Source organism: Catelliglobosispora koreensis DSM 44566, from assembly GCF_000379685.1.
GTDB classification, from domain to species: Bacteria; Actinomycetota; Actinomycetes; order Mycobacteriales; family Micromonosporaceae; genus Catelliglobosispora; species Catelliglobosispora koreensis.
Genome location: NZ_KB903251.1, coordinates 106,014 through 130,698 on the forward strand (window position 1 = coordinate 106,014; position 24,685 = coordinate 130,698).

At 64.5% G+C, this 24,685-nt stretch carries 28 protein-coding genes; 17 read left to right on the forward strand and 11 right to left on the reverse strand.

The window, feature by feature from the left end:
• Window positions 1-14 precede the first annotated feature (14 nt).
• On the forward strand, window positions 15-524 hold the full coding sequence (locus A3E1_RS0111070; RefSeq protein WP_157631449.1) for a hypothetical protein: 510 nt from the start codon (window positions 15-17) through the stop codon (window positions 522-524).
• On the opposite strand, the gene A3E1_RS0111075 is transcribed toward A3E1_RS0111070, so the two are convergent.
• Window positions 521-1,741, reverse strand: coding sequence for a CynX/NimT family MFS transporter (locus A3E1_RS0111075; RefSeq protein ID WP_020520833.1), 1,221 nt, complete (start codon window positions 1,739-1,741; stop codon window positions 521-523). The two genes, A3E1_RS0111070 and A3E1_RS0111075, sit on opposite strands and share 4 nt — an antisense overlap.
• 49 nt (window positions 1,742-1,790) lie before the next feature.
• Here A3E1_RS0111075 and A3E1_RS0111080 point away from each other — a divergent pair, with 49 nt between their 5' ends.
• Together A3E1_RS0111080 and A3E1_RS0111085 are read left to right on the forward strand one after the other, a co-directional pair.
• Window positions 1,791-2,447 (forward strand): FadR/GntR family transcriptional regulator, encoded by a 657-nt coding sequence (locus A3E1_RS0111080; RefSeq protein WP_020520834.1) that lies wholly within the window; start codon window positions 1,791-1,793, stop codon window positions 2,445-2,447.
• 7 nt (window positions 2,448-2,454) lie between these two features.
• A complete protein-coding gene (locus A3E1_RS0111085) occupies window positions 2,455-3,564 on the forward strand; it encodes an SdrD B-like domain-containing protein (RefSeq protein WP_083929444.1) in 1,110 nt (369 codons plus the stop codon).
• Here the strand turns inward: A3E1_RS0111085 and A3E1_RS0111090 are convergent.
• Together A3E1_RS0111090 and A3E1_RS0111095 are read right to left on the reverse strand one after the other, a co-directional pair.
• A complete protein-coding gene (locus tag A3E1_RS0111090; RefSeq protein ID WP_020520836.1) occupies window positions 3,558-5,288 on the reverse strand; it encodes a glycoside hydrolase family 35 protein in 1,731 nt (576 codons plus the stop codon). The genes A3E1_RS0111085 and A3E1_RS0111090 overlap by 7 nt on opposite strands.
• A gap of 55 nt (window positions 5,289-5,343) precedes the next feature.
• Entirely contained in the window at window positions 5,344-5,874 is a 531-nt protein-coding gene (locus A3E1_RS0111095; RefSeq protein ID WP_020520837.1) for a DM13 domain-containing protein, read from the reverse strand.
• Window positions 5,875-5,955: 81 nt separating this feature from the next.
• On the opposite strand from A3E1_RS0111095, the gene A3E1_RS0111100 reads away from it, so the two are divergent.
• The 4 genes from A3E1_RS0111100 (at window position 5,956) to A3E1_RS0111115 (ending at window position 11,134) form a co-directional block, all read left to right on the forward strand.
• Complete coding sequence (locus A3E1_RS0111100) at window positions 5,956-6,633, forward strand: response regulator transcription factor (protein ID WP_020520838.1); 678 nt, start codon at window positions 5,956-5,958, stop codon at window positions 6,631-6,633.
• On the forward strand, window positions 6,623-7,603 hold the full coding sequence (locus tag A3E1_RS0111105; RefSeq protein ID WP_020520839.1) for a sensor histidine kinase: 981 nt from the start codon (window positions 6,623-6,625) through the stop codon (window positions 7,601-7,603). The genes A3E1_RS0111100 and A3E1_RS0111105 overlap by 11 nt, the downstream gene beginning before the upstream one ends.
• 220 nt (window positions 7,604-7,823) lie before the next feature.
• The gene (locus A3E1_RS0111110; RefSeq protein ID WP_245571132.1) at window positions 7,824-10,133 is read left to right on the forward strand and encodes a ribonucleoside-diphosphate reductase subunit alpha; all 2,310 of its coding nucleotides are present in this window, start codon (window positions 7,824-7,826) and stop codon (window positions 10,131-10,133) included.
• 5 nt (window positions 10,134-10,138) lie between these two features.
• On the forward strand, window positions 10,139-11,134 hold the full coding sequence (locus A3E1_RS0111115; RefSeq protein ID WP_026208313.1) for a ribonucleotide-diphosphate reductase subunit beta: 996 nt from the start codon (window positions 10,139-10,141) through the stop codon (window positions 11,132-11,134).
• On the opposite strand, the gene A3E1_RS0111120 is transcribed toward A3E1_RS0111115, so the two are convergent.
• Window positions 11,089-11,877, reverse strand: a complete 789-nt coding sequence (locus tag A3E1_RS0111120; protein ID WP_051104970.1) for an HD domain-containing protein — start codon at window positions 11,875-11,877, stop codon at window positions 11,089-11,091. The two genes, A3E1_RS0111115 and A3E1_RS0111120, sit on opposite strands and share 46 nt — an antisense overlap.
• A 54-nt stretch (window positions 11,878-11,931) precedes the next feature.
• On the opposite strand from A3E1_RS0111120, the gene A3E1_RS39830 reads away from it, so the two are divergent.
• The 3 genes from A3E1_RS39830 (at window position 11,932) to A3E1_RS0111135 (ending at window position 14,624) form a co-directional block, all read left to right on the forward strand.
• Window positions 11,932-12,561 (forward strand): dTMP kinase, encoded by a 630-nt coding sequence (locus A3E1_RS39830; RefSeq protein WP_020520843.1) that lies wholly within the window; start codon window positions 11,932-11,934, stop codon window positions 12,559-12,561.
• On the forward strand, window positions 12,536-13,441 hold the full coding sequence (locus tag A3E1_RS0111130; RefSeq protein ID WP_026208314.1) for a MurR/RpiR family transcriptional regulator: 906 nt from the start codon (window positions 12,536-12,538) through the stop codon (window positions 13,439-13,441). The genes A3E1_RS39830 and A3E1_RS0111130 overlap by 26 nt, the downstream gene beginning before the upstream one ends.
• Window positions 13,442-13,691: 250 nt before the next feature.
• The gene (locus A3E1_RS0111135) at window positions 13,692-14,624 is read left to right on the forward strand and encodes a sigma-70 family RNA polymerase sigma factor (RefSeq protein WP_040390735.1); all 933 of its coding nucleotides are present in this window, start codon (window positions 13,692-13,694) and stop codon (window positions 14,622-14,624) included.
• 76 nt (window positions 14,625-14,700) lie between these two features.
• On the opposite strand, the gene A3E1_RS0111140 is transcribed toward A3E1_RS0111135, so the two are convergent.
• Complete coding sequence (locus A3E1_RS0111140; protein WP_020520846.1) at window positions 14,701-15,660, reverse strand: C40 family peptidase; 960 nt, start codon at window positions 15,658-15,660, stop codon at window positions 14,701-14,703.
• Window positions 15,661-16,079: 419 nt separating this feature from the next.
• On the opposite strand from A3E1_RS0111140, the gene A3E1_RS0111145 reads away from it, so the two are divergent.
• Window positions 16,080-16,559, forward strand: coding sequence for a DUF6232 family protein (locus A3E1_RS0111145; RefSeq protein WP_157631450.1), 480 nt, complete (start codon window positions 16,080-16,082; stop codon window positions 16,557-16,559).
• On the opposite strand, the gene A3E1_RS0111150 is transcribed toward A3E1_RS0111145, so the two are convergent.
• Window positions 16,560-17,387, reverse strand: a complete 828-nt coding sequence (locus A3E1_RS0111150; RefSeq protein ID WP_157631451.1) for a helix-turn-helix domain-containing protein — start codon at window positions 17,385-17,387, stop codon at window positions 16,560-16,562. It abuts the gene before it with no gap.
• Between the two features lie 164 nt (window positions 17,388-17,551).
• Here A3E1_RS0111150 and A3E1_RS46005 point away from each other — a divergent pair, with 164 nt between their 5' ends.
• The gene (locus A3E1_RS46005; RefSeq protein ID WP_083929446.1) at window positions 17,552-17,746 is read left to right on the forward strand and encodes a DUF397 domain-containing protein; all 195 of its coding nucleotides are present in this window, start codon (window positions 17,552-17,554) and stop codon (window positions 17,744-17,746) included.
• An 89-nt stretch (window positions 17,747-17,835) separates the two neighbouring features.
• On the forward strand, window positions 17,836-18,033 hold the full coding sequence (locus tag A3E1_RS46010; RefSeq protein WP_083929447.1) for a DUF397 domain-containing protein: 198 nt from the start codon (window positions 17,836-17,838) through the stop codon (window positions 18,031-18,033).
• On the opposite strand, the gene A3E1_RS0111160 is transcribed toward A3E1_RS46010, so the two are convergent.
• Both A3E1_RS0111160 and A3E1_RS39835 read right to left on the reverse strand, forming a co-directional pair.
• Window positions 18,022-18,729, reverse strand: a complete 708-nt coding sequence (locus A3E1_RS0111160) for a serine/threonine-protein kinase (RefSeq protein ID WP_020520850.1) — start codon at window positions 18,727-18,729, stop codon at window positions 18,022-18,024. The genes A3E1_RS46010 and A3E1_RS0111160 overlap by 12 nt on opposite strands.
• A 54-nt stretch (window positions 18,730-18,783) precedes the next feature.
• Entirely contained in the window at window positions 18,784-19,359 is a 576-nt protein-coding gene (locus tag A3E1_RS39835) for a thermonuclease family protein (protein ID WP_051104972.1), read from the reverse strand.
• A gap of 81 nt (window positions 19,360-19,440) precedes the next feature.
• Between A3E1_RS39835 and A3E1_RS0111170 the strand changes: the two genes are divergently transcribed.
• Together A3E1_RS0111170 and A3E1_RS0111175 are read left to right on the forward strand one after the other, a co-directional pair.
• Entirely contained in the window at window positions 19,441-19,851 is a 411-nt protein-coding gene (locus A3E1_RS0111170; protein ID WP_020520852.1) for a QcrA and Rieske domain-containing protein, read from the forward strand.
• Window positions 19,852-19,860: 9 nt separating this feature from the next.
• On the forward strand, window positions 19,861-20,802 hold the full coding sequence (locus A3E1_RS0111175; protein ID WP_026208318.1) for a pirin family protein: 942 nt from the start codon (window positions 19,861-19,863) through the stop codon (window positions 20,800-20,802).
• Here the strand turns inward: A3E1_RS0111175 and A3E1_RS0111180 are convergent, their stop codons facing one another.
• The gene (locus A3E1_RS0111180) at window positions 20,803-21,060 is read right to left on the reverse strand and encodes a UBP-type zinc finger domain-containing protein (RefSeq protein ID WP_020520854.1); all 258 of its coding nucleotides are present in this window, start codon (window positions 21,058-21,060) and stop codon (window positions 20,803-20,805) included.
• An 8-nt stretch (window positions 21,061-21,068) separates the two neighbouring features.
• The gene (locus A3E1_RS0111185; protein ID WP_020520855.1) at window positions 21,069-22,577 is read right to left on the reverse strand and encodes a Na+/H+ antiporter; all 1,509 of its coding nucleotides are present in this window, start codon (window positions 22,575-22,577) and stop codon (window positions 21,069-21,071) included.
• Window positions 22,578-22,619: 42 nt separating this feature from the next.
• On the opposite strand from A3E1_RS0111185, the gene A3E1_RS0111190 reads away from it, so the two are divergent.
• The gene (locus A3E1_RS0111190; RefSeq protein ID WP_020520856.1) at window positions 22,620-23,798 is read left to right on the forward strand and encodes an FAD-binding protein; all 1,179 of its coding nucleotides are present in this window, start codon (window positions 22,620-22,622) and stop codon (window positions 23,796-23,798) included.
• Window positions 23,795-24,304, forward strand: a complete 510-nt coding sequence (locus A3E1_RS0111195; protein WP_020520857.1) for a GNAT family N-acetyltransferase — start codon at window positions 23,795-23,797, stop codon at window positions 24,302-24,304. The genes A3E1_RS0111190 and A3E1_RS0111195 overlap by 4 nt, the downstream gene beginning before the upstream one ends.
• Here A3E1_RS0111195 and A3E1_RS0111200 read toward each other — a convergent pair.
• Window positions 24,282-24,662: a VOC family protein gene (locus tag A3E1_RS0111200; RefSeq protein ID WP_020520858.1), complete on the reverse strand. Its 381-nt coding sequence runs from the start codon at window positions 24,660-24,662 to the stop codon at window positions 24,282-24,284. The two genes, A3E1_RS0111195 and A3E1_RS0111200, sit on opposite strands and share 23 nt — an antisense overlap.
• Between the last annotated feature and the right edge of the window lie 23 nt (window positions 24,663-24,685).

The following is a 24,685-nucleotide window of genomic DNA, read 5'->3' on the forward strand; positions in this document are numbered from 1 at the left end:
CGCATAATGTGCCGGTGGCGGAGAAGGGCTCGTTCTGGACATCGACGGCGACGATATTGACCGCGATTGGCACGCTGCTGGCGGGATTCGTTGCGCTAGCGACGTTTATCGTCAGCCAGGACTGGTTCGGCGGCACCGCCAAACCGCCCGGCGACGCGCCCTCACACATCGAAATATCGAACAAGCTGTTTTGGGGACCAGACGAGATCAGTCTTGACGACTCCGGGAGCATCGACCTCGACAAGCAGCCGCCCGACCGTGACACCTATACCGGCGACATCTACCTGACCATGCGCAAGACGGCCTTCGGCACCCTTTTCCTATGGAACGCTGACAGCACACCGTCGGCATCGGACTGTGCGACCTACCTGTCCAAGCGGTCGACCAGCGAGCAGATCCCGATTGATCCGGGCAGCAAGATATGCGCCTACACCGATGAGGGGCGTTATGCCCTGCTCGTGTTCAAGGAAACCGGCGACCAATGGCTGATCGAAGTGACTGTCTGGGCTTACCGCGACGTCTAGCGAAGCTCGTCTTCGAGGTAACGCGGGCGGGCCACGATCAGGCCGGCGAAGGCTTGCACGACCGCGGCGGCGATGAGGAACCCGAGCGGCATTGTCCAGCCACCCGTGACTTCGTGCAGGATGCCAACCAGCAGCGGACCGAGAGCGCCGATCACGTAACCCGTGCTTTGAGCGAACGCTGACAGGGCGACGATGCCGTCAGGAGTGCGGGCCCGCATCCCAATCATGGCAAGCACCATGGGGAAAGCGCCCTGTCCTAGAGCCAGCAAAGCGACCCACAGAATGGCACCGCTGTGAGGCGCGATCATGATGCCCACATAGGACAGGATCATGGCGGTGGAAAGCATGAGGACGAGCGGCTTCAGGTTTGGCCGCCGGGTCGCGATCGAAGGCATCAAAAGCGCTATGGGTACGCCGAAAGCCGTCACCCCGGCCAGTAACAGGCCGGCGTTAGCGGGAGTGAAAGACGCGTCGCGGAAGATCTGGGCCAGCCACCCCATCGTCGCGTAGCCGCTGAGCGACTGCGCTCCAAAGTAGATTGCCATCGCCCACCCGAGCCTGGTGCGCCCAGCGCGGATGCGCGAGTGGGCCTCGGTGCGAGCGGCGGGCTTTCCTCGCTGTGATAGCCAGGGCAGCGCGGCCACGACGGCGACCAGTGCCCACACGCCAAGGCCGGCTCGCCAGGAGCCGAAGGCGTTGGCGACCGGGACCGAAGCCGCCGAGGCGACCGTGGTGCCGGTAATCATCGTCATCGTGTAGACACCGGTGACCAGGCCGGCCTTTTGCGGGAAGTGTTCGCGCACGAGAGCGGGCAGGAGCACGTTGGCCACGGCGATGCCAGCCATCGCTAGCGCGCTCGTGATCAAGAAGATGACGGCCGAATCCGTGAGCACGCGAGCGGCCTGACCCAGGGCGAGCACGATCATCGCGCCGGTCAGGATCTGTCCCGACGAGAAGCGGCGGGTCAGCTTGGGCGTGAACGCGCCGAAGAAGGCGAAGCTCAGCGCGGGCAGTGTCGTGATCAGCCCAGCGACCGTGGGCGATAGCGACAAACCGGCGCTGACTTCCGGCAGGAGCGCACCCAGGCTCGTGATGGCAGCGCGTAGATTAAGCGCGACCAGCAGGATGCCGAGCAGCACGAACCCAGCAGCGCCGACCCTGAGCCGAGGGCGCGCGACGGCGGAAGTGGGCAGCTCGATGACTGCGGTCGGCGGCATGGTCCCATCGTAGAATCATGGGACGAATTGAGTCGAGGGGTTGTAACGAGTGACACTGCGTGCTCCCAAACGCGAGGCACTGGTCCCGCAAGTGATCGAGCAACTGCGGGCTCAGATCAGCATGGGTGAATGGCCCGTCGGCACCCGGATTCCCACCGAACCTGACCTGGTCGCGGCACTGGGAGTGGGCCGCAACACGGTCCGCGAGGCGGTCCGGGCGCTGGTTCACTCGGGTGTGCTGGAGCGCCGGCAGGGGTCGGGCACCTTTGTGACCGCTCGCCACGAGCTGACCGGTGTCATTACCCGCCGCCTGGAGGGTGCCGAGATCACGGACGCGATCGAGGTGCGGCGAGCCTTCGAGGTGGAGGCCGCCCGGCTGGCGGCCTTACGGCGTACCCCCAAGGATGTTGAGGCGCTCGACGAGGCGCTGGCTGCCCGCGAAGCCGCCTGGGCCTCGGGCATCGCGCTGGATTTTGTCAAGGCCGATGCCGAGCTGCACACCCTCATCGTGAAAGCGGCGCATAACGCCATGCTCGCGGAGCTCTACGCGTCCTTTCACGGTGCGCTGATCGCGAGCCTGAGCCAGCAAATTGGCGAAGAGCTAACACCCGACTCCTATGTGGACCACTCCGAGCTGGTAGCAGCTATCCGGGCAGGCGATTCCGCCCGAGCGGCCACTGCTGCCGGAGCCTTCCTAGAGCTGTAGTGCCATCATGCGTATCTTGCGTGCCGCAATGGTGGGCCTCATCGCCGCGGTGCTGATTGCGGTGCCGGCGGCGGCCGCGCCCCTGGTCCCTTCGCTGACCCTCAAGATCGAGCCGAGGTACTACAGCGACCAAGGGAACTTCAGTGCCATAGCCGTGCTGGCGGGCGCGACAAGCAACGTGACCGGGGTGCTCTACTTCCGGCGCTACGCCACCGCCGCGTGCACCGGAGGGTTCGAAATGCTCGGCGGGATTGGCGTTTCGGGCAACCGCGAATACAACAGCCCTAACTTGCAGTCGGGTGCGCTGGGCGACTTTGGGATGACCGTCTTTTTCGACAGCTCGAACACCACCGTCAACACCGATCAGACCAGTGCTTGCGTGAAATACCTGCGACAGCAGCGTACGACCGTTGAGATTCATTTGCCACGCAACCGATTCGACACTCCGGCGAAGCTTGAGCCCCAGATCACCGCGTCGCACGAGGGCGTTGTCGAGCTGGAGCGGTTCGCCGCGGCAGATTGTACGGGCACGCCACGGGTGGTTCCGGCCGGTCCCGTGACCGACGACGCCTTGGGCAACCACTCGCTGCGCGCCGCCTATCGCGGCACGGAAACGCTCGCTGAGGCGTTCTCCACCTGCCGTGCCTACACCGTCGGGACCTACGTCCGGGGACGCGTGTTTGAGGACATCGATAGCAACGGAACGCTCGACGACGGTGAGAAAGGGCTCGCCGGTGTCACCGTCACGCTGCGCAAGGGTCCGTCCACTGTGGACACCGCGCAGACGGACGCGGAGGGACGCTACGAGTTCTTCGTGACCTCGGCGGGCGACTACACGATCGTGCAGAACCAGCCGCAGGGCTTTGACAGCACGACACCGGATGAGCTGGCACTGCAGGTGCCGGGCAACGTGCTCGCCGACTTTGGTGAGGCGTCAGCCGAGCCTTCTGTTCGCCCGATCACGACCAGTGCGGCCGCGAGCCAGCAGCCGCTGGCCGCCGAGGGTGGCCGGACAGGGCTGGAGTTGGTGCGTTACGGCGCCATCGCGCTGATCGCCATTGCCGTCATCGTGTTGCTGGTGCTGCTTTATGCCGCACGGGCGAGGCGTGACTACTGAGCTTCGCGCTTGAAAGCGAGATCGCGCACGGGGTGGGTCAGGTCGAGCACGACGATCTCGTTGCGGCCCTGGCACAGCAGTGGCCACGGGAGGTAGAGCCGTTGCTGGGGGCCAATGTTCCAGTACCGGCCTAGGGCGAAGCCGTTGACCCACACGTAGCCCTTGGTGCCGTGGGGAATCTCGACGAAGGTGTCGCGTGGTTCGGTCAGCTCGATCGTGCCCCGGCTAAACGCGGCGCCCTCGGTTTCGGCCGCGAGCTCCCAGGGCAGGGCCGAGATGTCTTCCAGGGCAAGGGGATGCGCGGTGAACCCGTGCACGAACTGCTGTCCGTGGCGCAAACCCTTGAGTCCCTTGGACTCACCGGTCAGCGGTCCGTAATTCACGCGGCCCATCGACTCCACGAGCAGGCTGACTTCCCGCTCCTGCGCTGGCACGTCGAACGGGAGCGTGGGAGCGGTTTCGTCCAGCGTGGCCAGCTTGTGCCCGTCGGAGAAGACGTGCGCGATCCCGTCGAGACCGTCCGCTGTCAGGGGATAGCTGGCGCGGGGACCGGGAACGGCGGTGCGGTAAAGCACGACGCCGTGATGCACGCCCAGGTCCTCAAAGGACAGTGGCATGCCCGACGCTGTCGCGGGAACTTGCTGTAGGACGGTCAGCAGCGGGAGCGTTTCCGTTAACGTGACGGTCTGTTCGGGCAGCAACGGGGGCAACTCGGGGACGTCCGGCAACGGTTGCGCCGCATAGGTTTGCAGCACCTCACGGAATTTCCAGTATTTCTCCGTCGGCCCGCCGCGCTCATCGATCGGGGCGTCGTAGTCATAGGACGTGACATCTGCCTTCAGCACGCCGAGGTGGTCGGCGCCAGGGCGGTTGGCGCCCGCCCACAGGCCGAAGTTCGTGCCACCGTGCGCCATGTAGATGTTGACGGACGCGCCCGCGTCGAGCATGCGCTTCAGGGTGTCCGCGGCGTCCGCCGGGTCACGGGTCACGTGCTCATTGCCCCAGTGGTCGAACCATCCGCACCAGAACTCCATGCAGAACAAGGGATCGCTTTCGCGGTACCCCCGGAAGGTCTTGAAAGCCTGTTCTGGCTCGGAGCCGAAGTTGACGGTGGCCAGGACACCCGGGATCGTCCCGCCCGTGAGCATGAAGTCCTCGGGACCATCCGAGGTGAATAGCGGAACGTCGATGCCGCGCCGGGTCAGCCCGTCGGCGAGATGCCGCAAGTAGGCCTGGTCGGACCCATAGGAACCGTATTCGTTCTCGACCTGAACCATGATGACGTTGCCGCCACGGGTCACTTGATGCTCGGCGACCAGGGGGATGAGCTGGTCAAACCATGAGTCCACCGCGCTGAGATAGCGCTCGTCGAGGCAGCGGATGCGGATGCCCGGCTGGCCGGTCAGCCACGACGGCAGGCCGCCGTTGTCCCACTCGGCACAGATGTAGGGACCGGGCCGCACGATCGCGTCGAGCCCCCCCTGGGCCGCGGCTTCCAGGAACGCTGGCAGGTCGTTTAGCAGGGCGAATTCGCCCGGCTTCGGTTCATGCAGGTTCCACGGGACGTAGGTCTCCACCGTGTTGAGGCCCATGGCCCGCAGCATGCCGAGACGGTGCCGCCACTGCTGCGGGCGCACCCGGAAGTAGTGCAGGGCACCCGAAAGCACCCGGTGCTCCCGGCCATCACGCACGAATCCGCCCCCGTTGACCTCGAACGTGCCCATGATGTCTCCTCCGGAAGTAACCGTTTACTACCGGAGGGGAACCATACCTGGCAGGTCAGACTTGCGCCAGTGGGGCAGCGCCAAAGGAAACGGAGAACCGCTTGCACCAGATCGAGACCGACGTGTACTCGGCGGGGTTCACATCAGCAGGAAGGTCATAGACCAGCGTGCCGTGGGTGCCCTTGAGCCGGCCGGCTTCGAAGTATTTGCCATCGTCGAACAGTCGCCAGCCGGCCTGTCCTTCGACGACGGGCTGATCGGTGAGCCACACGCGCAGATCTGGGCCGTCGCTTGTGGACAGATCCCGGAGCACCAGTTGATGCTTGCCGTCCGGGAGCCGGACGATCTCGGCCGTGCCTGACGTCTCGTGCTCGTGGGTGATCAGGCTTCCGTGGGATACCAGCATGGCCACCGCCTGGGGCGCGTTGCTCGGCGCGCCACTCGGCGCGACGCTAGCCACGATCGGAGCCGCGTCGTTGACCGTCTTGGACGTGAACAATTTCCACGGCTGGAACCAGTAGAGCCCGAACCCGGCCAGCACCGAAGCGACAAGGGCGGCCGTTATCCAAACTGTTTTCCTGCGCATGGCTTAAGCCTAAGGGCATTTGCACTGATCGCTGTCGTTCCGTAAGACCGCCGTAAGGTTCTGCGCACTAGGCTTTGGCTCATGGGGACAAACGTGCTGGTGGTCGACGACGACGCGACGGTGAGCGACGTGGTCCGGCGGTATTTGGAGCACGCCGGGATCGCCGTGACGCTGGCCGCCACTGGCGCCGAAGCGCTTGCCGCGTATGGGAAGTCGCGGCCCGACCTGGTGGTCCTGGATCTCATGCTGCCCGGGATCGACGGCCTGGAGGTGTGCCGGCGCCTGCGTGCCTCCGGCGACACCGTGCCCATCATCATGCTCACGGCACTCGGCGAAGAAGTCGACCGGATCGCCGGACTGCAGCTGGGCGCCGACGACTACGTGACCAAGCCGTTCTCGCCGCGGGAACTCGTGCTCAGGGTGCAGTCGGTGTTGCGGCGCAGTGCCCCACCCGCGTCGTCGGCGGTCTTGACCGACGGCGACCTCTCGCTCGATCCCGTCTCGCGGACCGTGCTGTTGTCTGGTGCGCCTTTGGAACTGACCGTCCGGGAGTTCGACCTGTTGCACTACTTCATGTCGCGCCCGGGCGTCGCCTTACGCCGGTCGGATCTTCTCGAAGCGGTGTGGGGCTGGACTTTCGGCGACCAGTCCACGGTGACTGTCCACGTGCGACGGTTGCGCGAGAAGATCGAGCCTGATCCCGCCAATCCAGCGCGGATCCAGACCGTGTGGGGAGTGGGCTACCGCTATGGTTCGTGATCTCCTGCTGATGCTGCTCGCGACCGTCATCGGGGCGCTGATCGTTTGCGTACCAGGCGCTTTCGTCCTGCGGGCACTGCACCGGCGCTCGATCACGGTCAACATCGTGGTGTTGCTCGCGATCACCGTTCTAGCTGTCGTGGCCGGGGTTGTCGCCGTCGCCGAGGAGATGTTCATTTCCCCGCACGACCGCAATGTCCTGCTGATCGTGGTGCCTATGGCGGGTCTCGTGAGCCTTGGCATCGGCTGGTGGCTCGGGCGGCGGCTGGCCCGTGCCGCGATGTGGGCCGCCCAAGCCGAAGCGTCGCGGCGCGACCTCGTCGCGTGGGTGTCGCACGACTTACGCTCGCCGCTGGCCGGGCTGCGCGCGATGGCCGAAGCGCTAGAGGATGGCGTCGTCAGCGATCCGGTGACCGTGCAGGAATATCACCGCCGCATGCGCACCGAAACCGATCGCATGGCGTCTCTTGTGGACGACCTGTTTGAGTTGTCGCGCATCAGTTCTGGAGCGTTGCGGCTACGGCTGTCTCAGGTTTCGCTGGGCGATGTGGTTTCTGACGCGGTCGCCTCGGCGTCACCAATAGCGGCCTCCCGGGGGATCCGGCTCGTTTCGCCGACCCAGCAATGGCCCCACGTCACCGCATCAGCCCCCGAACTCTCGCGGATCGTCGCCAATTTGCTGCTGAACGCGATCCGGTACACGCCATCGGACGGCACGGTCACCGTTACGGGTGGCAGTGATGGCGCGGGCAGCTGGCTCGCCGTGTCCGACACGTGTGGCGGGATCGCCGAGACTGACCTGCCAAGGGTTTTCGACGTCGCGTACCGGGGATCATCGGCCCGCACACCGGGCGAAGGTGGCGGCTTCGGGCTCGCCATCGTGCGCGGCCTCGCCGAAGCACACGGCGGCCGGGCGACGGTGGAAAATATCGCCGGCGGCTGCCGCTTCGTCGTCCACTTGCCGGCCTAGTGACGCGGATTGCCCTTGTCCTGAGCGTTCGTTTATTGATGGTCCATTTTGAGTTCTATAGACGCTGATTTGCGCGACACGCCAGACGATGTGGGGTCACTTTTACGCGCGAGCCACTACATGTAGTGTCTCGATGGCGGGGAAAGCGTCCAAGGTGGAGGAAAGCGCGCTCTGGGGAGCGCTGCTTTGCCGTGCCCGGATAAGTTTGGGGGAGCGTAGGTTGACAACAACGGTGGATTCGCTGGTTAAAGCGGTGCAAGAGGCGGCGCTAGGGCTGGCTGGGGTAGAGCCAGAACTCGTGAGCGGCCCGGTAGCCGCAGGCATTTGGCCCGGCGCGACCGAGGCTGAGCTGCGATTGCGGGCCGTTGAAACAGCAGCGGCGATGGTGGCGCAGGAGCCGTCGTACAGCCGGCTGGCCGCGCGGTTGCTGTCCGCGCACATCAGCGAGGAAGCCGCTACGCAGGGCGTCATGTCCTTTGCCGACGCCATCAGGGCTGGGCACGATCTGGGGCTGCTGGCCGATGACCTGGCCAAGTTCGTGGCCGTGCACCCGGAACTCGGCGACCTGATCGATCAGGACGCGGATGACCGCTTCGAATACTTCGGCCTGCGTACCGTCTATGACCGCTATTTGCTGCGCCACCCAACGAACCGCCAGGTCATCGAGACGCCGCAGTTCTTCCTGCTGCGCGTCGCGTGTGGACTGATGGGTGCCGTCGGCAGCGCTTCCACGGCCGGGCGCACGCTGGCTGGCAGCGTCGCCGACATCGCTGAGCTCTACGAGCGCCTGAGCAAGCTTGCCTATCTGCCCAGCTCGCCGACCCTGTTCAACGCCGGCGCGAAAAGGCCACAGCTGTCGTCATGCTTCCTGCTCGACTCACCCCGCGACGAACTCGACTCGATCTACGAGCGGTACGCTCAGATCGCGCGACTGTCCAAGTACGCCGGTGGGATCGGGGTGTCCTGGTCGCGCATCCGTTCGCGGGGTTCGCTGATCCGGGGCACTAACGGGCTGTCCAACGGCATCGTGCCGTGGCTGCGCACCCTGGACTCTTCCGTCGCGGCGGTCAACCAGGGTGGCCGGCGCAAGGGTGCGGCCTGTGTCTACCTGGAGACCTGGCACGCCGACATCGACTCCTTCTTGCAGCTGCGGGATTCCACGGGCGACGAAGCCCAGCGCACGCACAACCTGCACCTGGCCAACTGGGTTCCCGACGAGTTCATGCGGCGGGTCGAGACCGACTCATCCTGGTCTCTGTTCGACCCCAAAGATGTGCCGTCGCTAGTGGACCTGTGGGGACCCTCGTTTGATGAGGCTTACCGTGCGGCTGAGGCGGCTGGCCTGGCGATCAAGACGGTCCAGGCGCGTGAGCTTTACGGCCGCATGATGCGGACCCTCGCGCAGACCGGCAACGGCTGGATGACCTTCAAGGACGCGTCCAACCGCACGTCGAACCAGACGGCCCGCCCGGAAAACGTGATCCACCTGTCCAACCTGTGCACCGAGATCCTCGAAGTCACGAGCGACGAAGAGACCGCGGTGTGCAACCTCGGCTCGGTCAACCTTGCGGCGCATGTCACGGCTGACGGTGTCGACTGGGACACGTTGCGCGAGACGGTCCGTGTGGCGGTCCGGGTGCTGGACCGCACGATCGACCTGTCTTACTACCCGACATCGCAAGCCAGTGGTGCCAACAACAAATGGCGCCCGATCGGGCTTGGCGTCATGGGCCTGGCCGACGTGTTCTTCACGCTCAAGCTCGACTTCGACTCCCCGGAAGCACTGGCGCTCTCGACGCGTATCGCCGAGGAGATCTCGCTCGCGGCCTACGACACCAGCGCGACACTGGCTGCCGAGCTGGGCTCGCATCCGTCCTATGCCGACACTCGTGCCGCCCAAGGCGTGCTGCACGTGGACCACTGGGCCTCGGCGGAAATGACGAAGCCAGCCGAGTGGGCGTCGCTGCGGGAGAAGGTGGCCCGCACGGGATTGCGCAACTCGCTGCTCATCGCGATCGCTCCCACCGCGACGATCGCCTCGATCGCCGGCTGTGCCGAGTGCATCGAGCCGCCCGTGGCCAACGTGTTCAAGCGCGAGACGCTCTCGGGTGAGTTCCTTCAAGTCAACCGGTACCTGGTCGAGGAACTCAAATCCCGCGGCCTGTGGACGGCACAGTTGCGTGACCGCATCATCCGGGCCGAAGGCTCAATCGTTGGCATCGCTGAGATTCCGGCCGAGCTGCAGAAGCGGTTCCGCACGGCGTGGGAGCTGCCGCAGCGGTCCCTGATCGACCTCGCCGCGGCACGGGCGCCCTACATCGACCAGTCGCAGTCGCTGAACCTGTTCATGGCCGCGCCGGAGATCGGCAAGCTGTCGTCGATGTATGCCTATGCCTGGCGCAAGGGTCTCAAGACGACCTACTACTTGCGCTCGCGCCCGGCGACGGCCATCGCCAAAACGACGGTCGCCGCGCCGTCGATGATCCAGCTTGATGTTGAGAACCCTGAGATTTGCGAGGCTTGCCAGTGACGAAGATGTTGCTCAACCCCGGGCTGGATCTGACGTTGCGGCCCATGCGGTACCCGGATTTCTACGAGCGCTACCGCGCGGCTATCCGCAACACGTGGACGGTCGAAGAGGTGGACCTTGGCAATGATCTGCCCGACCTGGCCACGTTCTCGCCCGGGGAACGGCACCTGATCAACCGGCTGGTGGCGTTCTTCGCCACCGGCGACACGATCGTGTCGAACAACCTCGTGCTCAACCTCTACCGGCACATCAACGCTCCGGAGGCACGGCTCTATCTGAGTCGCCAGCTCTTCGAAGAAGCCGTGCACGTCCAGTTCTACTTGACGTTGCTCGACACGTACCTGCCTGACGACGAGTCGCGCCGGGAGGCCTTTGACGCGGTCGAGAACATCCCGTCGATTTCCCGCAAGGCACAGTTCTGCTTCCGCTGGATCGACTCCGTGTTCGACCTTCCGTCGCTGGAGACTGTCCAAGATAGACGCAAGTTCCTGCTGAACCTGATCTGCTTCGCGGCGTGCATCGAGGGCCTGTTCTTCTACGGCGCGTTCGCTTATGTCTACTGGCTTCGGTCGCGCGGTCTGCTCGACGGTCTGGCCACGGGCACGAACTGGGTGTTCCGCGACGAGTCGATGCACATGGATTTCGCGTTCGCTGTCGTGGACACCGTTCGCGCCGAGGAGCCGGATCTGTTCGATGAGCAGATGGGCAAAGACGTCACGCTCATGATCGAGGAAGCCGTGGACGCGGAGCTCGCCTTCGCCGAAGACCTGTGCGGCGAAGGCCTGCCCGGGATGACGACGGCCGACATGCGCGAATACCTGCAATACGTAGCGGATCAGCGGCTGGCCCGGCTCGGGCTGCCCGCCCGCTTCGGATCGCGAAACCCGTTCCCGTTCATGGCACTGCAAGACGTTCAGGAGCTAGCGAACTTCTTCGAGCGCCGGGTCACGGCCTATCAAGTGGCTGTTGGCGGTTCTGTTTCACTCGACGAAGACTTCTGATCGCTTGCGATCAGAAGCGGTGAGCTCTGCTGAAGTATTGCTTCGAATCGCTGGGTGGCGAGGTCGAGCTGGCCGTAGATGTGCTGCTTGACCTCGCCATCGAGCGGAGTGTCCGGTCTGGACACGAGCGCGCGCAGAATCGGCACCAGCGGCGCGTATTTGGTGGACGCCTTCACGAGCTTGTCGCCCGTCGTGTGGATGATGCCCACGCCGTTGTCGGTGAAGTCGGAAATCTTGATCACGCGGGCCCATGGCTCAAACTCAAGCGCCTCGGCGACGTGATTGCGGTACTGCTCGTTCTTGTCCCGTGCCGGGTCATAGTCGGGGTTCGTCACCGCGTCCACGAGGCGGGCGACGCGATGGCTGTATCGCTGTGCCAACACCAGGAGCGCCTCTGTCGTGGGTGGAGGGCCGGTCTCGTCATCGGCGCCGGTGAGCCGCCACGGCTGATCCTCGACCGCGTCGTGCAACAGGGCCGCCGTGAGCACCTCAGCGTCCCGCACGCGGTAGTAGCACAGGATCCGCAGGGTTACCCGCAGCAGATGGTTGATGTACGGCTCGCGCACGCGGCGCTGTCCATCGTGCAGGGTGGTCGCTAGCTTCAGCGCATCGAGCAACGTCGCCTGGTCGTGCGGGGGCAGGTCTGAGATCTCGAGAGCGAACCGTTCCCGTAACCCCTCTTCCCCGTACACCTCGGTGATCGCGTGCAGGGGCATGGTTCGCAATAGAGCCGGGGATCTCATGGCAATCTTTATAGCCAACATCCGCCGTTTGTGCGTGCGCGGTAGCGTTTTGCTGTGGTTACCTGCATCGCCATAGTCGGAATCGATGGCTCCGGCAAAACAACGCAGGCGGTGCGGCTCACCTCAACGCTCAACGAGGCCGGCCGGCCTGCCCGCTACGGACCCAACCCTGGAGGCCGTCGCTGGCTTAGCCGGGCGGCGCAGCGGTTCGGCCGCGAGGACGCCGCCGACTGGCTCGGCCGGCGCGGAATGCTTATGGCCGAATCCCTCCTGCGATGGCTGGCGATCGCACGGTCGCTGACGATCGCGGCCCTCACCCGCAAGACGGCGATCATGGACCGCTACGCCGTGTGCCAGAGCGTCAGTTTGCGGGTGCATGGAGGCGGGCCGTGGCTGACCAAAGTGGTCAATGCGGCTTATCGTGTCTTTCCGGCGCCCGATGTCCTTGTCCTGCTTGATATCCCGCCAGCGGTCGCGTTCGACCGGATCGAACGGCGCGGAACTGACCATGAGGAGTTAGCGTTCCTCGCTTCGGCGAGCGATGCTTATCAGGAGCTTGCTGCGACGGCGATTCACGTTGACGCGAGCGGCTCGCCCGACGAGGTCGCCCAAGCAGTCTGGAACGCGGTGTGCGAAAGCGACCGGGTAAGGTCCGATCGTGGCAAGGACAACAAAGGTGCCTGAATCCGATGAAGGCTTGGCCGGCCTAATGGTCCAAATCAACGGCTTGCTCCCGGCGCTGTCGCCGGCGGAGCAACGTGTCGCCAGGATCGTGCTGGCTGACCCCGCCGGGGCCGCCGAGCGCACCATCACCGACCTTGCTGCCGCGGCACAGACGTCAGAGGCGAGCGTGGTGCGGTTCTGCCGCTCCATCGGGCTAACCGGTTACCCCCAGTTGCGGATCAGGCTCGCGGCTGAAGCGGCTCGCAAGGACCCGACTGTCGACGCTCACGTCGCTGGCGGAGCGATTCAGCCCGGGGCCGGGCTGTCGCAGATCATCGCCACAGTGGCCTTCAATGACGCCAGGGCGGTCGAAGAGACCGCGCAGCAACTTGACCCCGAGACGTGCGAACAGATCGTCCACGCGCTGCTCAAGGCCTCCAGAATCGAGGTCTTCGGCGCGGGCGGAAGCAGCTTCATCGCCGCCGACTTCCAGGCCAAGCTGCACCGGCTCGGCCGGGTGGCCTACTTCTGGCCCGACGTTCACGGGGCGCTCGCCTCGGCGTCGATGCTCGGCCCGGGCGACGTCGCCATCGGCATTTCGCACACCGGGACCACCTGGGACACCATTGAGATGCTCTCTCGTGCCCGAAAAGCGGGCGCGACCACCGTTGCGCTAACGAATTTCCCCCGGTCGGCCATCAGTGAGGCCGCCGATCTCGTTGTCACCACCGCTGCCCGTGAGACGACCTACCGTGCTGGAGCGCTCGCCTCACGCTTGGCCCAGCTGACCGTGCTCGATTGCATCTTCGTCGCCCTGGCCGCCCGCACGCGCGGAAAGCAGACACTTACGGCTGAACAGCCAGCCACCAGGCGGGGGACGGGACGCAAAAAGGCGTCATAGCGCGTTCGATCTTCTGTCGCCAGGAATAGCGATGCAGCTCACAGGCCTTTCGTGACCTGCATCGCTGTGACCATGGCCCGGATCTTGGTGTCATAAATCGGGCAATTTAACTCCCAATACAGGAAGTTCACAGCTCTTCGTGACACTTTCAGGGGCAACGCGGAATCATCTCCGAGCGTCATCTGTTGTGCAGGTGTCAGCACCGCAGGCCCCTGCGGCGATTACGGGGGAGGACCCGAACGTGGAGAACATGACCATGCTGCGCACCGATCAGGTAGCCGAGGAGCGCGATCTCGTCGGCGTGTACCTGCACGAAATCTCACGCACTCCTCTGCTGGACGCCCAAACTGAGGTAGACCTAGCCAAGGCTATCGAAGCGGGACTCTACGCGGAGAGCCTCCTCGAGGAGAACACCCTTCCCCAGGGTGTCTCGCGCGAGGAACTCGAGCTGCTGATGGAAGAGGGTGCGCGAGCCAAGGACCTATTCATCCGGGCCAACCTCCGCCTAGTGGTGTCGATCGCTCGCCGTTACGTACGTTCCGGAATGCCCATGCTGGACCTGATCCAGGAGGGCAACACCGGCCTCGTGCGCGCCGTCGAGAAGTTCGACTACGTCAAGGGATTCAAGTTCTCGACTTATGCCACCTGGTGGATTCGTCAGGCGATCAGCCGCGCTATCGCGCAGCAAGAGCGGACGGTCCGGCTGCCAGTGCATCTTGTAGAAGACGTCAACCGGATGCGTAATGTCGCCCGTCAGCTCACTCGTGAGCTGGGCGCCGAGCCAGAGCCCGAGCAGATCGCGGTAGCCCTCGGGGTGCCGCTGGAGCGGGTTACCGAGCTCATCCGGTGGTCACAGGACACCGTGTCGCTCGACACCCCCGTCGGCGATGACGGCGACACCAACCTCGGTGACCTCGTTGCCGACAGCGACTCCCCGAGCCCGGAAGAGATCGTTCTCTCCGCGCTTGAGCGCCAGCGCATCGAGGGCCTGCTCAACCACCTGGATGACCGGTCGGCCGGCATCATGCGGGCGCGTTACGGGCTCGAAGACGGCCGTGAGCACTCGCTCACCGAGGTCGCCTCGCGCTTCTCGCTTTCCCGCGAGCGCATCCGCCAGCTCGAGATCCAGGCGTTGGGGCGCCTGCGCGAGCTGGCCCGGGCCGAAGGCCTTGCGGCAGCGTAAGTAGACATTGTTGGGGGATGGGAAAAGCCCCGCACCGCCGGCTGGCGATGCGGGGCTTTCGTAGATGCGATCGTCGTTACGTGCGCACGCGCCCGTAGCCGTACGGCGTCATCATGTCCACATTGGAGATCTTCACCACGTCGCCGAACGTTGGCGCGTGAATGACTTTGCCGTCGCCGACGTAGAGCCCGACGTGGCCAAGGCCGGAGTAGAACACCAGATCGCCGGGCGCTAGGTCAGAGCGTCCAATGTGGGCGGTCTGATTCCATTGCTGCGCCGCGTTATGCGACAGCGAGACGCCAGCGGCCCGCCAAGCGGCAAGGGTCAGCCCCGAGCAGTCATAGCCATTAGGACCCGAAGCGGCCCAGACATAAGGTGTGCCGATCGCGTTGTAGGCGAAGGTCACCGCGACCCCGGCCGACCCCGGGATGCTGGGAATCGGTCCGTTGTAGGAGCTGCCGCTCGTCGTGGCGGACCCCCGGACCTTGATCTTCAGCTCATTTAGTTTGGACAGCTCGGCTTCGATGCCCTGCTTCTGGGCTTCGAGGGTCTTGGCGCGGCCGTCCTCGATGGACTGCTGCTCCTCAAGCGCCTTGCGCGTGCCCGCGAACTTGCTGGCCGCTGCTTGTGCGGCGTAAATGTGCTCGTTTTGAGCGGAAGCGAGCTGGTTCAGGGCGCCCAAGCGCTGAAGGGCCGTGTGGGCGTCGCCACTGGACAGGACCGCCCCGACTCCGCTGACCCCCGCTCCGCGGTAAGCCGTTTGGGCGATTTCTGTGACGCGGCCACGGGCCTGCCCGGCTTGCTGCTCCAGCGGGCCCAGTGTCTCTTGCAGCTTCGCGATCTCGGCCCGGGTCGCGGCCAGCTGTTCGTTGATCATGTTGTATTGCTCGACGACTTTTTCGAGTTCCTCAGACTTCGCCGAGATCTGCTTTTCGACTTCGGCCACGGTCGGCTCGGCATGAGCCACCGCCGCTGAGCCGAGGATGGTCGCGCATATGACGCCCACCGGTAAGAGCATTCGGAGGGTCTTGAACATGGGGGTGAGCCCTTCCTCTGCCGCCTCTCGCTAAGCCAAGGCGGCCCTGTCCGGTGCCGAACGGGGGTGAACGGCGGGGGACCGGCACAGTGTTGGTCACCCTAGCCAGGCAAAACGCGGGCAGGCCAGCGCTCGTTGAACCAGATATCCGCTTATGAAGGGAAAAAGGAAGAAGATTCCGCACAAGGGTCAGCCGTTTGGACTATGCATATGCCAACCTGACAGGTGGCTATCTGACGCCTTCCCCTTATGACATCTCTACGTCACACTAAATCTCGCACGCTCTCGTAAGCACGTGCCCCACTGCCGGTGCCTGGGTGCCACCGGGCACCGGCACCATTGGTGCGAAAAGGGGATGATCGATGGATCACCGCGACCCCGTAACCGCCATAACCCACACAGACGCAGAGCCCATCCTTGTGACTGTTCGTCCCGGGCTCCACATCACGCCGACCTGTTTCCGGGTCGGGGGGCGTCACTATGAACTCCACTCGCTACGCAACCTGGAAACCCGGCAGTCCGCTCACGATCCGCTCACGCGGCAGTCGGCGATCCTCGCCGCCGTGGGGCTGCTCGGTCTCGCGCTGCTCGCCAGGTACATGCACCCGGCCGGCATCGCCGCCACTGGCGCTGTCCTGTGTGGACTCGCCGTCGTCGCTCTCACCAGCGCTCACCGCAGACCGCGGCATCAGCAGCTGTGGGCCGTCTACAAAGGACACGACATCCAGTTGTTCAGCAGCGACGACAACTGGCTCTTCGGCGCCGTCGACCGCCAGCTGCGCCGGTCGATGACAGAAAGCAGGCTCGGCAGCACGACGGTGCCCCGCCCGGTCACCCCGTTGCCCGCCGTTCCGCACCCGTCACTCGTGCATCCGTCGAAGATGTATCCGGTGACGTAATTAGTTGTATCGCCCGGCGAAGGAAGCGATGTAAGCCAAGGATTCCGCCGGGCTAAGCGCGGCCGCTGACAACCGGTCGAAAACCTGACGGTGCTTGGTGATGCCATCGGCGCGGTCGAGAACGTGTGATGTCGCAACGGCATTCTCAAGGTAGACCGCGTCGGTGTCGGACTGGTCGGGGAACTCAAGCACGACGAAGGGTCCGCTCACGGTGTTGATGCCGGCGCCAAACGGTAAGACCCGCAACGTGATCCGGGGCGAGTCGCCGAGCGCGATCAGGTGCAGCAGCTGTTCGTGCATGGTTTCCTCGCCGCCAAAAACGCGGTGCAGCACCGATTCGTCAAGGATCGCGTCGATGACCGGAGCGTCGGGGCGGTTGAGCAAATCACGCTGGCGCTCAAAGCGAACGCGTTTGCTGATTTGGCTCAGCTCCTCGGGCGGCACGGACGGCGCCGTGCTCGGAATGACCGCCGTGGCATAGGCATCGGTCTGCATAATGCCCGGCACGATCATTGGCTGATAGAAGTAAAGCGCGCTCGCCTCGCGTTCCAGTCCAATGTAGGCAGCGTAGGCGGTGGGCAGATGTTCTTTATAGGGCGCCAGCCAATCGCGCTGGCGCGCGATGCGGGCGAGGGCGAGGAGCCGGTGGACTTCTGCCGGATTTCCGACGTTGTAAAGCTGAAGTGTCGCGCGTAAATCCGTAGAAGATATTCCGACAGTTCCCGCTTCGATTCGGATCACTTTGGACAGTGACCACTCGAGGAGTTCCGCAGCTTGTTCCTGGGTTAAGCCCGATTCCTCACGGGCAGCACGCAAAGCTATTCGCAAGCGGCGTCTCGCTACGGTCGGGCCCTTGGCCTGGCTAGACATCGGGACTTGACACGCGCCTCTCCGGCTCGCTTCTAGCTCCTTGCTCTTAATTAGATGCGTAGTGTACAACAGGACGTTGGCCTATCCGCCATTTCCGATCATTATTCGCATTTGGAGCACCTATGACAGGTCGAGTTGCCGGGTCCTGGCGCAAAAGCACGCGCTGTGGCGAATCGAGCCACTGCGTGGAGGTTGCGTATTTGGGCCATAGCGTGGGTTTGCGCAACTCGACGCGTCCACATCAGACGATGGAGCTGTCCATTCCGGCGTTTCAGGATCTCGTGAGCCGGATCAAGAACGGCGAGCTCGACCGCTAGCCAACGTGAGCCCGTATTCACTCGCGTAACATTTTCGCATCTCTATGGCACCCTGAAGTTGAACAACGGACCGACAGGCGGGGTGGCCAATGGTAGATGAGGCGCACACGCAAGGATGGCGTAGCGCATGCGGCGAAGCGGGCAGTTGTGTTGAGGTCTGCTACGACGGCGACGACGTCTTAGTAAGAAGTTCACGGGACCCCAGTGGTCCCGTGCTCACGTTCACCACTGATGAGTGGCGCAACTTCTGCGCTGGCATCGTCTCGGGTGAGCTGTTACCCAAGTAACGTCCACATGCGAAGGGCGGCCTCGCGGGCACTGGGGCGGCCGGTGGCGTTCTTAGCGAGGCATGCCCGGCACAGCTCGGCCACGGCCGAGGGCAGGCCGGGTAACGCTAGGACCGGTGCCGGGCCCATGGTGCGCGGTTCCCGCGACCGGCCGGTCAGCATTTGGAACAACAGCGCCCCGAGGGCGTAAACGTCATCACACGCTTTCGTCGTGGGGCCAAGGAGTTCGGCGAGTCCAAAGTCGACGACCTTGGTGCCGTGTGACGTGAGCATGACGTTGGCGGGGCTGAGGTCGCGATGGGCGACACCGCGGCGGTGTGCGACCGCGAGCACGTCTGCCGCCGTGCCCGCGACCTGCAGCGCTGTGCGCCAGGGGAGCGGGCCGTTGGTGAGCGTGTGCGTGAGTGAGGCGCCGCGAAGCAGTTCCAGCGCTAGGTATCCAGCCTTCTGGCCGGTGCGGTTCAGTGACACGACACCGACGTCATAGACTCTCGGCACGTGCGGATGGTGCAGCAGCCGGGTCATCTCCGCTTCGTGACGGATCAGGCCTGCGTAGTAGTCGTCAACAACCTTCACCGCCAGGCGCCGGGGTGACTGGACATCCACCGCTTTGTACACCGTGGAAACCCCTCCTCTGGCAAGGGTTTCCGTCAGCACGTAGCGGCCGGCGAGGGTGGTGCCGAGCGCTATCTCCACGGCGACAGATTCTGCCCCAAGAACTAGCTTGAGGCCATATCCATCACATTAAATTCAATTTATGCAAGCGCCCCAGAGGCCGCGTTTCTCTGTTCGCGCCTCGGCGATTTTGTTGTGGAGCTGCTGTTCATAGGCATAGTTCGGCGGGATGGACAGCTCGCGGACGGCCCCGAGTGAGGCCAGTCTTTCGTTGACGAAGATTCCGGTCTTCGTCCAGGCGTAGACGAGATAGCGCCCGTAGACATCCTGCGGCTGGGTGTCACCGCGCAGCCAGAGTCTGCCGCCGGAGGGGGCGAGCTGGTTGAGTTCGGCCTTCGCGGTGTCCGCCCAGCACTGTGGCTGCCCGTTGTCGGTGTGCATCTCAGGGGCGTCGATGCCGAGCAGGCGCAACTGGACCGGCTCGGTGACCCCGATGACCGGCCCGGCCGCGAGCGCGGTCACTTGGAGCGAGTCTCCGTCCTGGAGAAAGTTGACGATGACTTCCTGCGAGCCCTCAGGCGGACCGGTCATCTCCGGCGCGTCCTCGGGCGGCTGCTGCTTCCAGTACCACCACGCGCCGGCCACGAGCAACCCAATGATCAGCAGCCAGAACAGGGCCGCCGACCCTTCGCGGCGGGCAGCAGTGGACATAACACTCATAATGCCCGTCTCATATGTGAGACAAAGCACGATCACAGGGAACTCCTAGCCCGCACTGAGACTCTTCACGGCATGCCGGAAACTGATCTGAGCCGCCGGGCCGTGTTCGCCGCTGGTGCGGGCTGCGTTGCCCTCGCCCTCCTCGGCGCTTGCGGAAGCGGAAGCGAGCAGACACCACAAGACCAGAGCACCGCTGGCACGGGGCTGCCCGTCAAGGCGTCTTCCGTGCCTGTAGGGAGCGGGATAGTCGCCGGAGATGTGGTCGTCTTACAGCTCACGGAAGGCAACTTCACCGCCTTCAGCGCTGTCTGCCCGCATCAGAACTTCAAGGTTCAGCCGCCGGACAGCACCGGGGTCATCACCTGCCTCGGGCATATGTCGCATTTCAAGGCCGCTGATGGCTCCAGGATCGACGGTCCGGCCATGAGCGGGCTGACGCCAGTAAGCGTCAAGAAAGACGGCGAGAACATCGTTCGGGCCTAGCATGGGTGCGTGAGCAACCTTGAGGCGAGCCCACAGGAGGCTCTGTGCGAGGGGACTCCGGCTGACGGTCCGGTGCGGGAACTGCTTTACCCACGAGACGTCGTGCTCGGCACCCGCGACGGAACCACGGTCAGCCGGACCCTGCCCAACAAGGACCGCCGGATGGTGGGCGCCTGGTGCTTCGCCGACCACTACGGCCCGACAGACGTCAGCGACAGCCCGGGGATGAGCGTGGCCCCGCACCCGCACGCCGGTCTGCAAACGGTGAGCTGGCTGGTGGCGGGGCAGGTGCTGCACCGCGACAGCCTCGGGCACGTCGCGACGGCCAGGCCGGGCACGCTCAACCTCATGACCGCGGGGCGCGGCATCGCTCACTCGGAACACTCACCAATACCCCATGATGATGTTTTGCATGGGGTGCAACTTTGGGTGGCGCTGCCTGGCGAGCACCGCGACACCGAGCCCCATTTTGAGCACCATGCCGATCTGCCAGCGGCCGAAGGGCACGGATGGCGGGCCACTGTCGTGATGGGACAGTTCGCCGGTCAAACCTCAGCGGCGGCAACGTATTCGCCGCTCGTCCTAGCCGAGATCACCGCTGATGGCCAGTTCACGTTGCCGTTGCGGGAAGACTTTGAAAATGCCCTGCTGGTACTCGACGGGGAGGTCGACGGCGTCGAGCGCGGGCCGCTGCTCTACCTCGGGGCGGGCCGGGCGGAGATCGAACTGACCGGCCGGGCAAGGTTTCTGGTGCTCGGAGGCGTTCCGTTCCACGAGAAGATCGTCATGTGGTGGAACTTCATTGGCCGCACCCACGACGACATCGTCGCCATGCGAGAGTCGTGGATGGACGGTGACCGCTTCGGCGAAGTCCAGGGCAGCGGCCAAAGCCGGCTTGCGGCACCGCCGATGCCCGGGACTACCTTGATGCCGCGTGGCCGCAAACGCTAGCTAGCCAATGGTTTCGTCGACGTAGCACCAGCGCCAGCTCTCGCCCGGCTCAAAAGAGCGGATAACAGGGTGGCTGGTTTCGTTGAAGTGCTTGGTCGCGTGCTGGTAGGGCGATGAATCGCAACAGCCCACATTGCCACAGGTCAGGCAAAGGCGCAGATGGACCCAATTGGTGTTGCCGATGGCCAGGCACTGAACGCAGCCCTCGGTGCTAGCGGGGTCGGGCTCGGTGGCCACCATGGTGTGCTGACAGGTCATGTGCGTACTCAACTCCTTTCCAGGAGCGACTCTTCCAGATCCATGTCCCGTTGTGCCCGAACTAGGACACGTTCTGTGATGCGTCCCTCATCGCGGGCGATCCGGAATACTTCACGCTCGGCTTCGAGCATCGCCCGCCGCAACCTTACATAGGCTTGAGAGGGAGTCTCGCGGTTGCCGCCAAGGCGCTCCCAGGCCATATTCGTGCGCTGCTGGGTCAGACTGCTCAAGCGTTCGACCACGTCCGCTGGCGCGGTCGCGGCGAGTTTTTCGAGCGCTTGCCGGGCGGCGGCGCTGGCCTGGTGCTGAACCGCCGCTTCGGCCAGCACCTCCTGCATCGGGTCATCCATGGGCGGCTTCACGAGCCGGGCGAAGGCAGGCAGCGTCAGTCCTTGCCCGACAAAGGTTCCCACGATGACGGCGAAGGCAAGCCAGATAAAGAGCTCCCGGGGGTACTCCATCCCGCCCACGTCATTGGGTAAGGCAAGCGCGGTCGCCAGGGTGATCACTCCCCGCATGCCGGCCCAGGAAGCGACGGCGGCCACTCGTTTCTGCTTCCATGCGGTCACGAAGACCCAGATGAAGCGGGTCAGGATGACCGTCCCCAAGACCGCTGCCGTGAGGGTGACGACCCTCCATATTGGAGTGTCCAGTTCTTTGATGACACTGCGCAGCTGAAGGCCGAGCACGAGGAAGATGACACCTTCGAGAAGGAACGTGGTCATCTTCCAGAACGCGCCCATTTGCAACCGGGAGGCCGCGGACATCAGCGTCGGCCACTTGTGCCCGAGGGCGAGTCCGGTGACCACAACGGCCACCAGGCCGGAGGCGTGCAGGCGTTCCGCGAACAGCATCACGGCGAACGGGGTCAGCAGGGAAATAGTGTTGTCCAGCAACGGATTCGTCGTCTTGCGGTGCAAGAACCCGAACACGATGGCGCCGAGCACGCCAATGGCTATACCGCCGCCAGCGGCCAAGGCCACCTCGGACACGATTTCGCCCGCGCTCACGGCTGATCCAGCCGCCGCCAAAAGCGCGACCCGGAAGATGACCAAGGCCGTGGCGTCGTTGACGAGACTCTCGCCTTCCAGCACGGTCACCAGGCGATTGGGTAAGCCGATGCGCCGGGCGATCGCGGTCGCCGCGACCGCGTCGGTGGGGGCGACCGCTGCTCCTAGGGCCAGGCAGATCGCGAGCGGCACGCCAGGCACCATCGCGGCCACGACATAGCCGACGGCAACCGCTGTAAAGATCACGAGCCCGATGGCGAGGAAGAGGATGGGACGCAAGTTGAACCGGAAGTCCGGCACGGACGTCTCGATCGCCGCCACATAAAGCAGGGGCGGCAGCACACCGACGAGCACCAGATGCGGGTCAAGCGAAGGAACGGGGAACCCGGGGACCAGCGCCAGCACGATGCCAGCGAGCACCAGCAGGATCGGGCTAAGCAGCCGAAGCTTCCCGGCCACCGCCGAGACGGCCACGACGATCGCGATCAGTCCAACGAGCTGTTCCATGGCGATGAGCCTAGATCGCGGGCTTTCACTAGCCTTTACGGCGTGCGGAAAAACTGGGCTGGCAATGTCACCTACAGCGCTCGTGCGTTTCACGAGCCAACGACCGTGGCACAGGTGCAATCGGTGCTGGCTAGCAGCGATCGGGCGCGGTTCCTTGGTACCCGCCATAGTTTCAATGGTCTTGCCGACACCGACGGCGACTTGATCTCGCTGGCCGGGCTGACGTCGGTGGTGGAAATCGACTCCGTGGCCATGGCGGCCAGGGTGCCGGGCGGCATGCGTTATGGCGAGCTGGCTGAACATTTGCACGGCGCGGGTTACGGGCTGCACAACTTGGGATCCTTGCCACATCTGTCGGTCGCAGGGGCGGTAGCGACCGCCACACACGGCTCCGGCACAGCCAATCTGGCCACCGCCGTGTCCAGTTTGGAGGTGGTCACAGCGCTCGGTGAAGTCATCGAGCTTTCCGGTGCTGGGGTGCCGGTGTCGCTGGGGCTCCTGGGCGCCGTTACCGCGCTGACGCTAAAGCTCGAACCAGCCTATGAGGTGCGCCAGTTTGTCTATGACGATGTCGCCGGCCCGTGGCGCGACGTGCTCTCAGCCGCTTACAGCGTCAGCGTTTTCACCGCTTGGGATGGCCGTTACCAAGCGTGGGTGAAGGCCCGCGACGACTTTCAGGCTCCAGCGTCCTGGCGCCTGGCCGACGGTGAGCGGCATCCGATCCGGGGCGTATCCGCGCAGGCGTGCACAGCGCAGGCAGGCGTGCCCGGGCCGTGGCACGAGCGGCTGCCGCACTTCCGGCTCTCGCATACACCGAGCGCTGGAGCGGAGCTTCAGTCAGAGTTCTTCGTGCCGCTCGCGGACGCCGAGGCCGCGATCGAGGCGATGGCGAGCATCGGCGAGCGCCTCCGGCCGGTGCTGCTGATCTCCGAGTTGCGCACGGTTCTCGCCGACCGGCTGTGGCTGAGCCCGGCTTATGAACGCGACTGCCTCGCGATTCACTTCACCTGGACCCAGGACACAGCCGCGGTGCTGGAAGCGATCACGCTGGTGCAGGACGTGCTGCGGCCGTTCGCGCCACGCCCACACTGGGGCAAAGTGTTCACGATGCCGATTAGCGGGCTGTATCCCAAACTTGCCGATTTTGCGGCGCTCATCAGGGCATATGACCCTAAAGGCAAGCTGCGCAACACTTTTGTTAACACTATGCTTGCCGAATGATCATCCTTGAGCCGTGGGCAGCCGGTGACTTCTGGCTGCTCGAGGCCACTAACTCGCCGGACATGACCCGGTTTCTCGGCGGGCCGGAAAGTGACGGGCAGCTGCGCCTGCGTCACGAACGTTACGTGCGGCTGACCCGCACCGGCCCCGGCTGCATGTACCGGGTCGTGCTCGAAGAAAGCGGCGAGACCGCTGGCAGCGTTGGCTTCTGGGAGCGCGAGTGGCAGGACAACAAGGTCTACGAATGCGGCTGGGGCATCCTTCCCGCCTTTCAGGGCAAGGGAATCGGGGTCGCCGCGGCACTGGCGGTCGCCGAGCACGCCCGCCTCGCCGGTGCGCACCGCTATCTGCACGCGTTTCCTGACACCGAACATGCCGGCTCCAACGGGATCTGCCGCAAGGCGGGCTTTGTCCACATGGGAGTGTCAGACTTCGAATACCCCAAGGGGCACTGGAAGAAGGCTCACGACTGGCGGCTCGACCTCAGTCCCAGCGAGCAGCGTTAGCGTCGTTGAGCGTGCCCTGCGGCACCGGGATGACACAGAACAACAGGCCCGCCGGGTCACGCATGATCTTCCAGTGACCCGCCTCCTGCGCCACTGTCGCGCCAAGGGCTTGCAGGCGTGCGACTTCGGCGTCGAGGTCGTCGGTGTGGATGTCTAGGTGCACCCGGCTTTGACCTTCGGTCAGCTCTTGCACCAGCACACCGAACTCTTTGTGGTGCAAATGGGCGCCGTGAAACTCCGGGTATTTAGCGAACTGTTCCATCGGCAGGCCAAGCGCGCCTTGCCAGAACTCCAGACCCTCGTCGTGCACGTCGGAGGGCAGGTCGATCACCACTTTGGAGAGGTGGCTGTAGTGCATGTTTCCCCTTTCACGGCGACGGC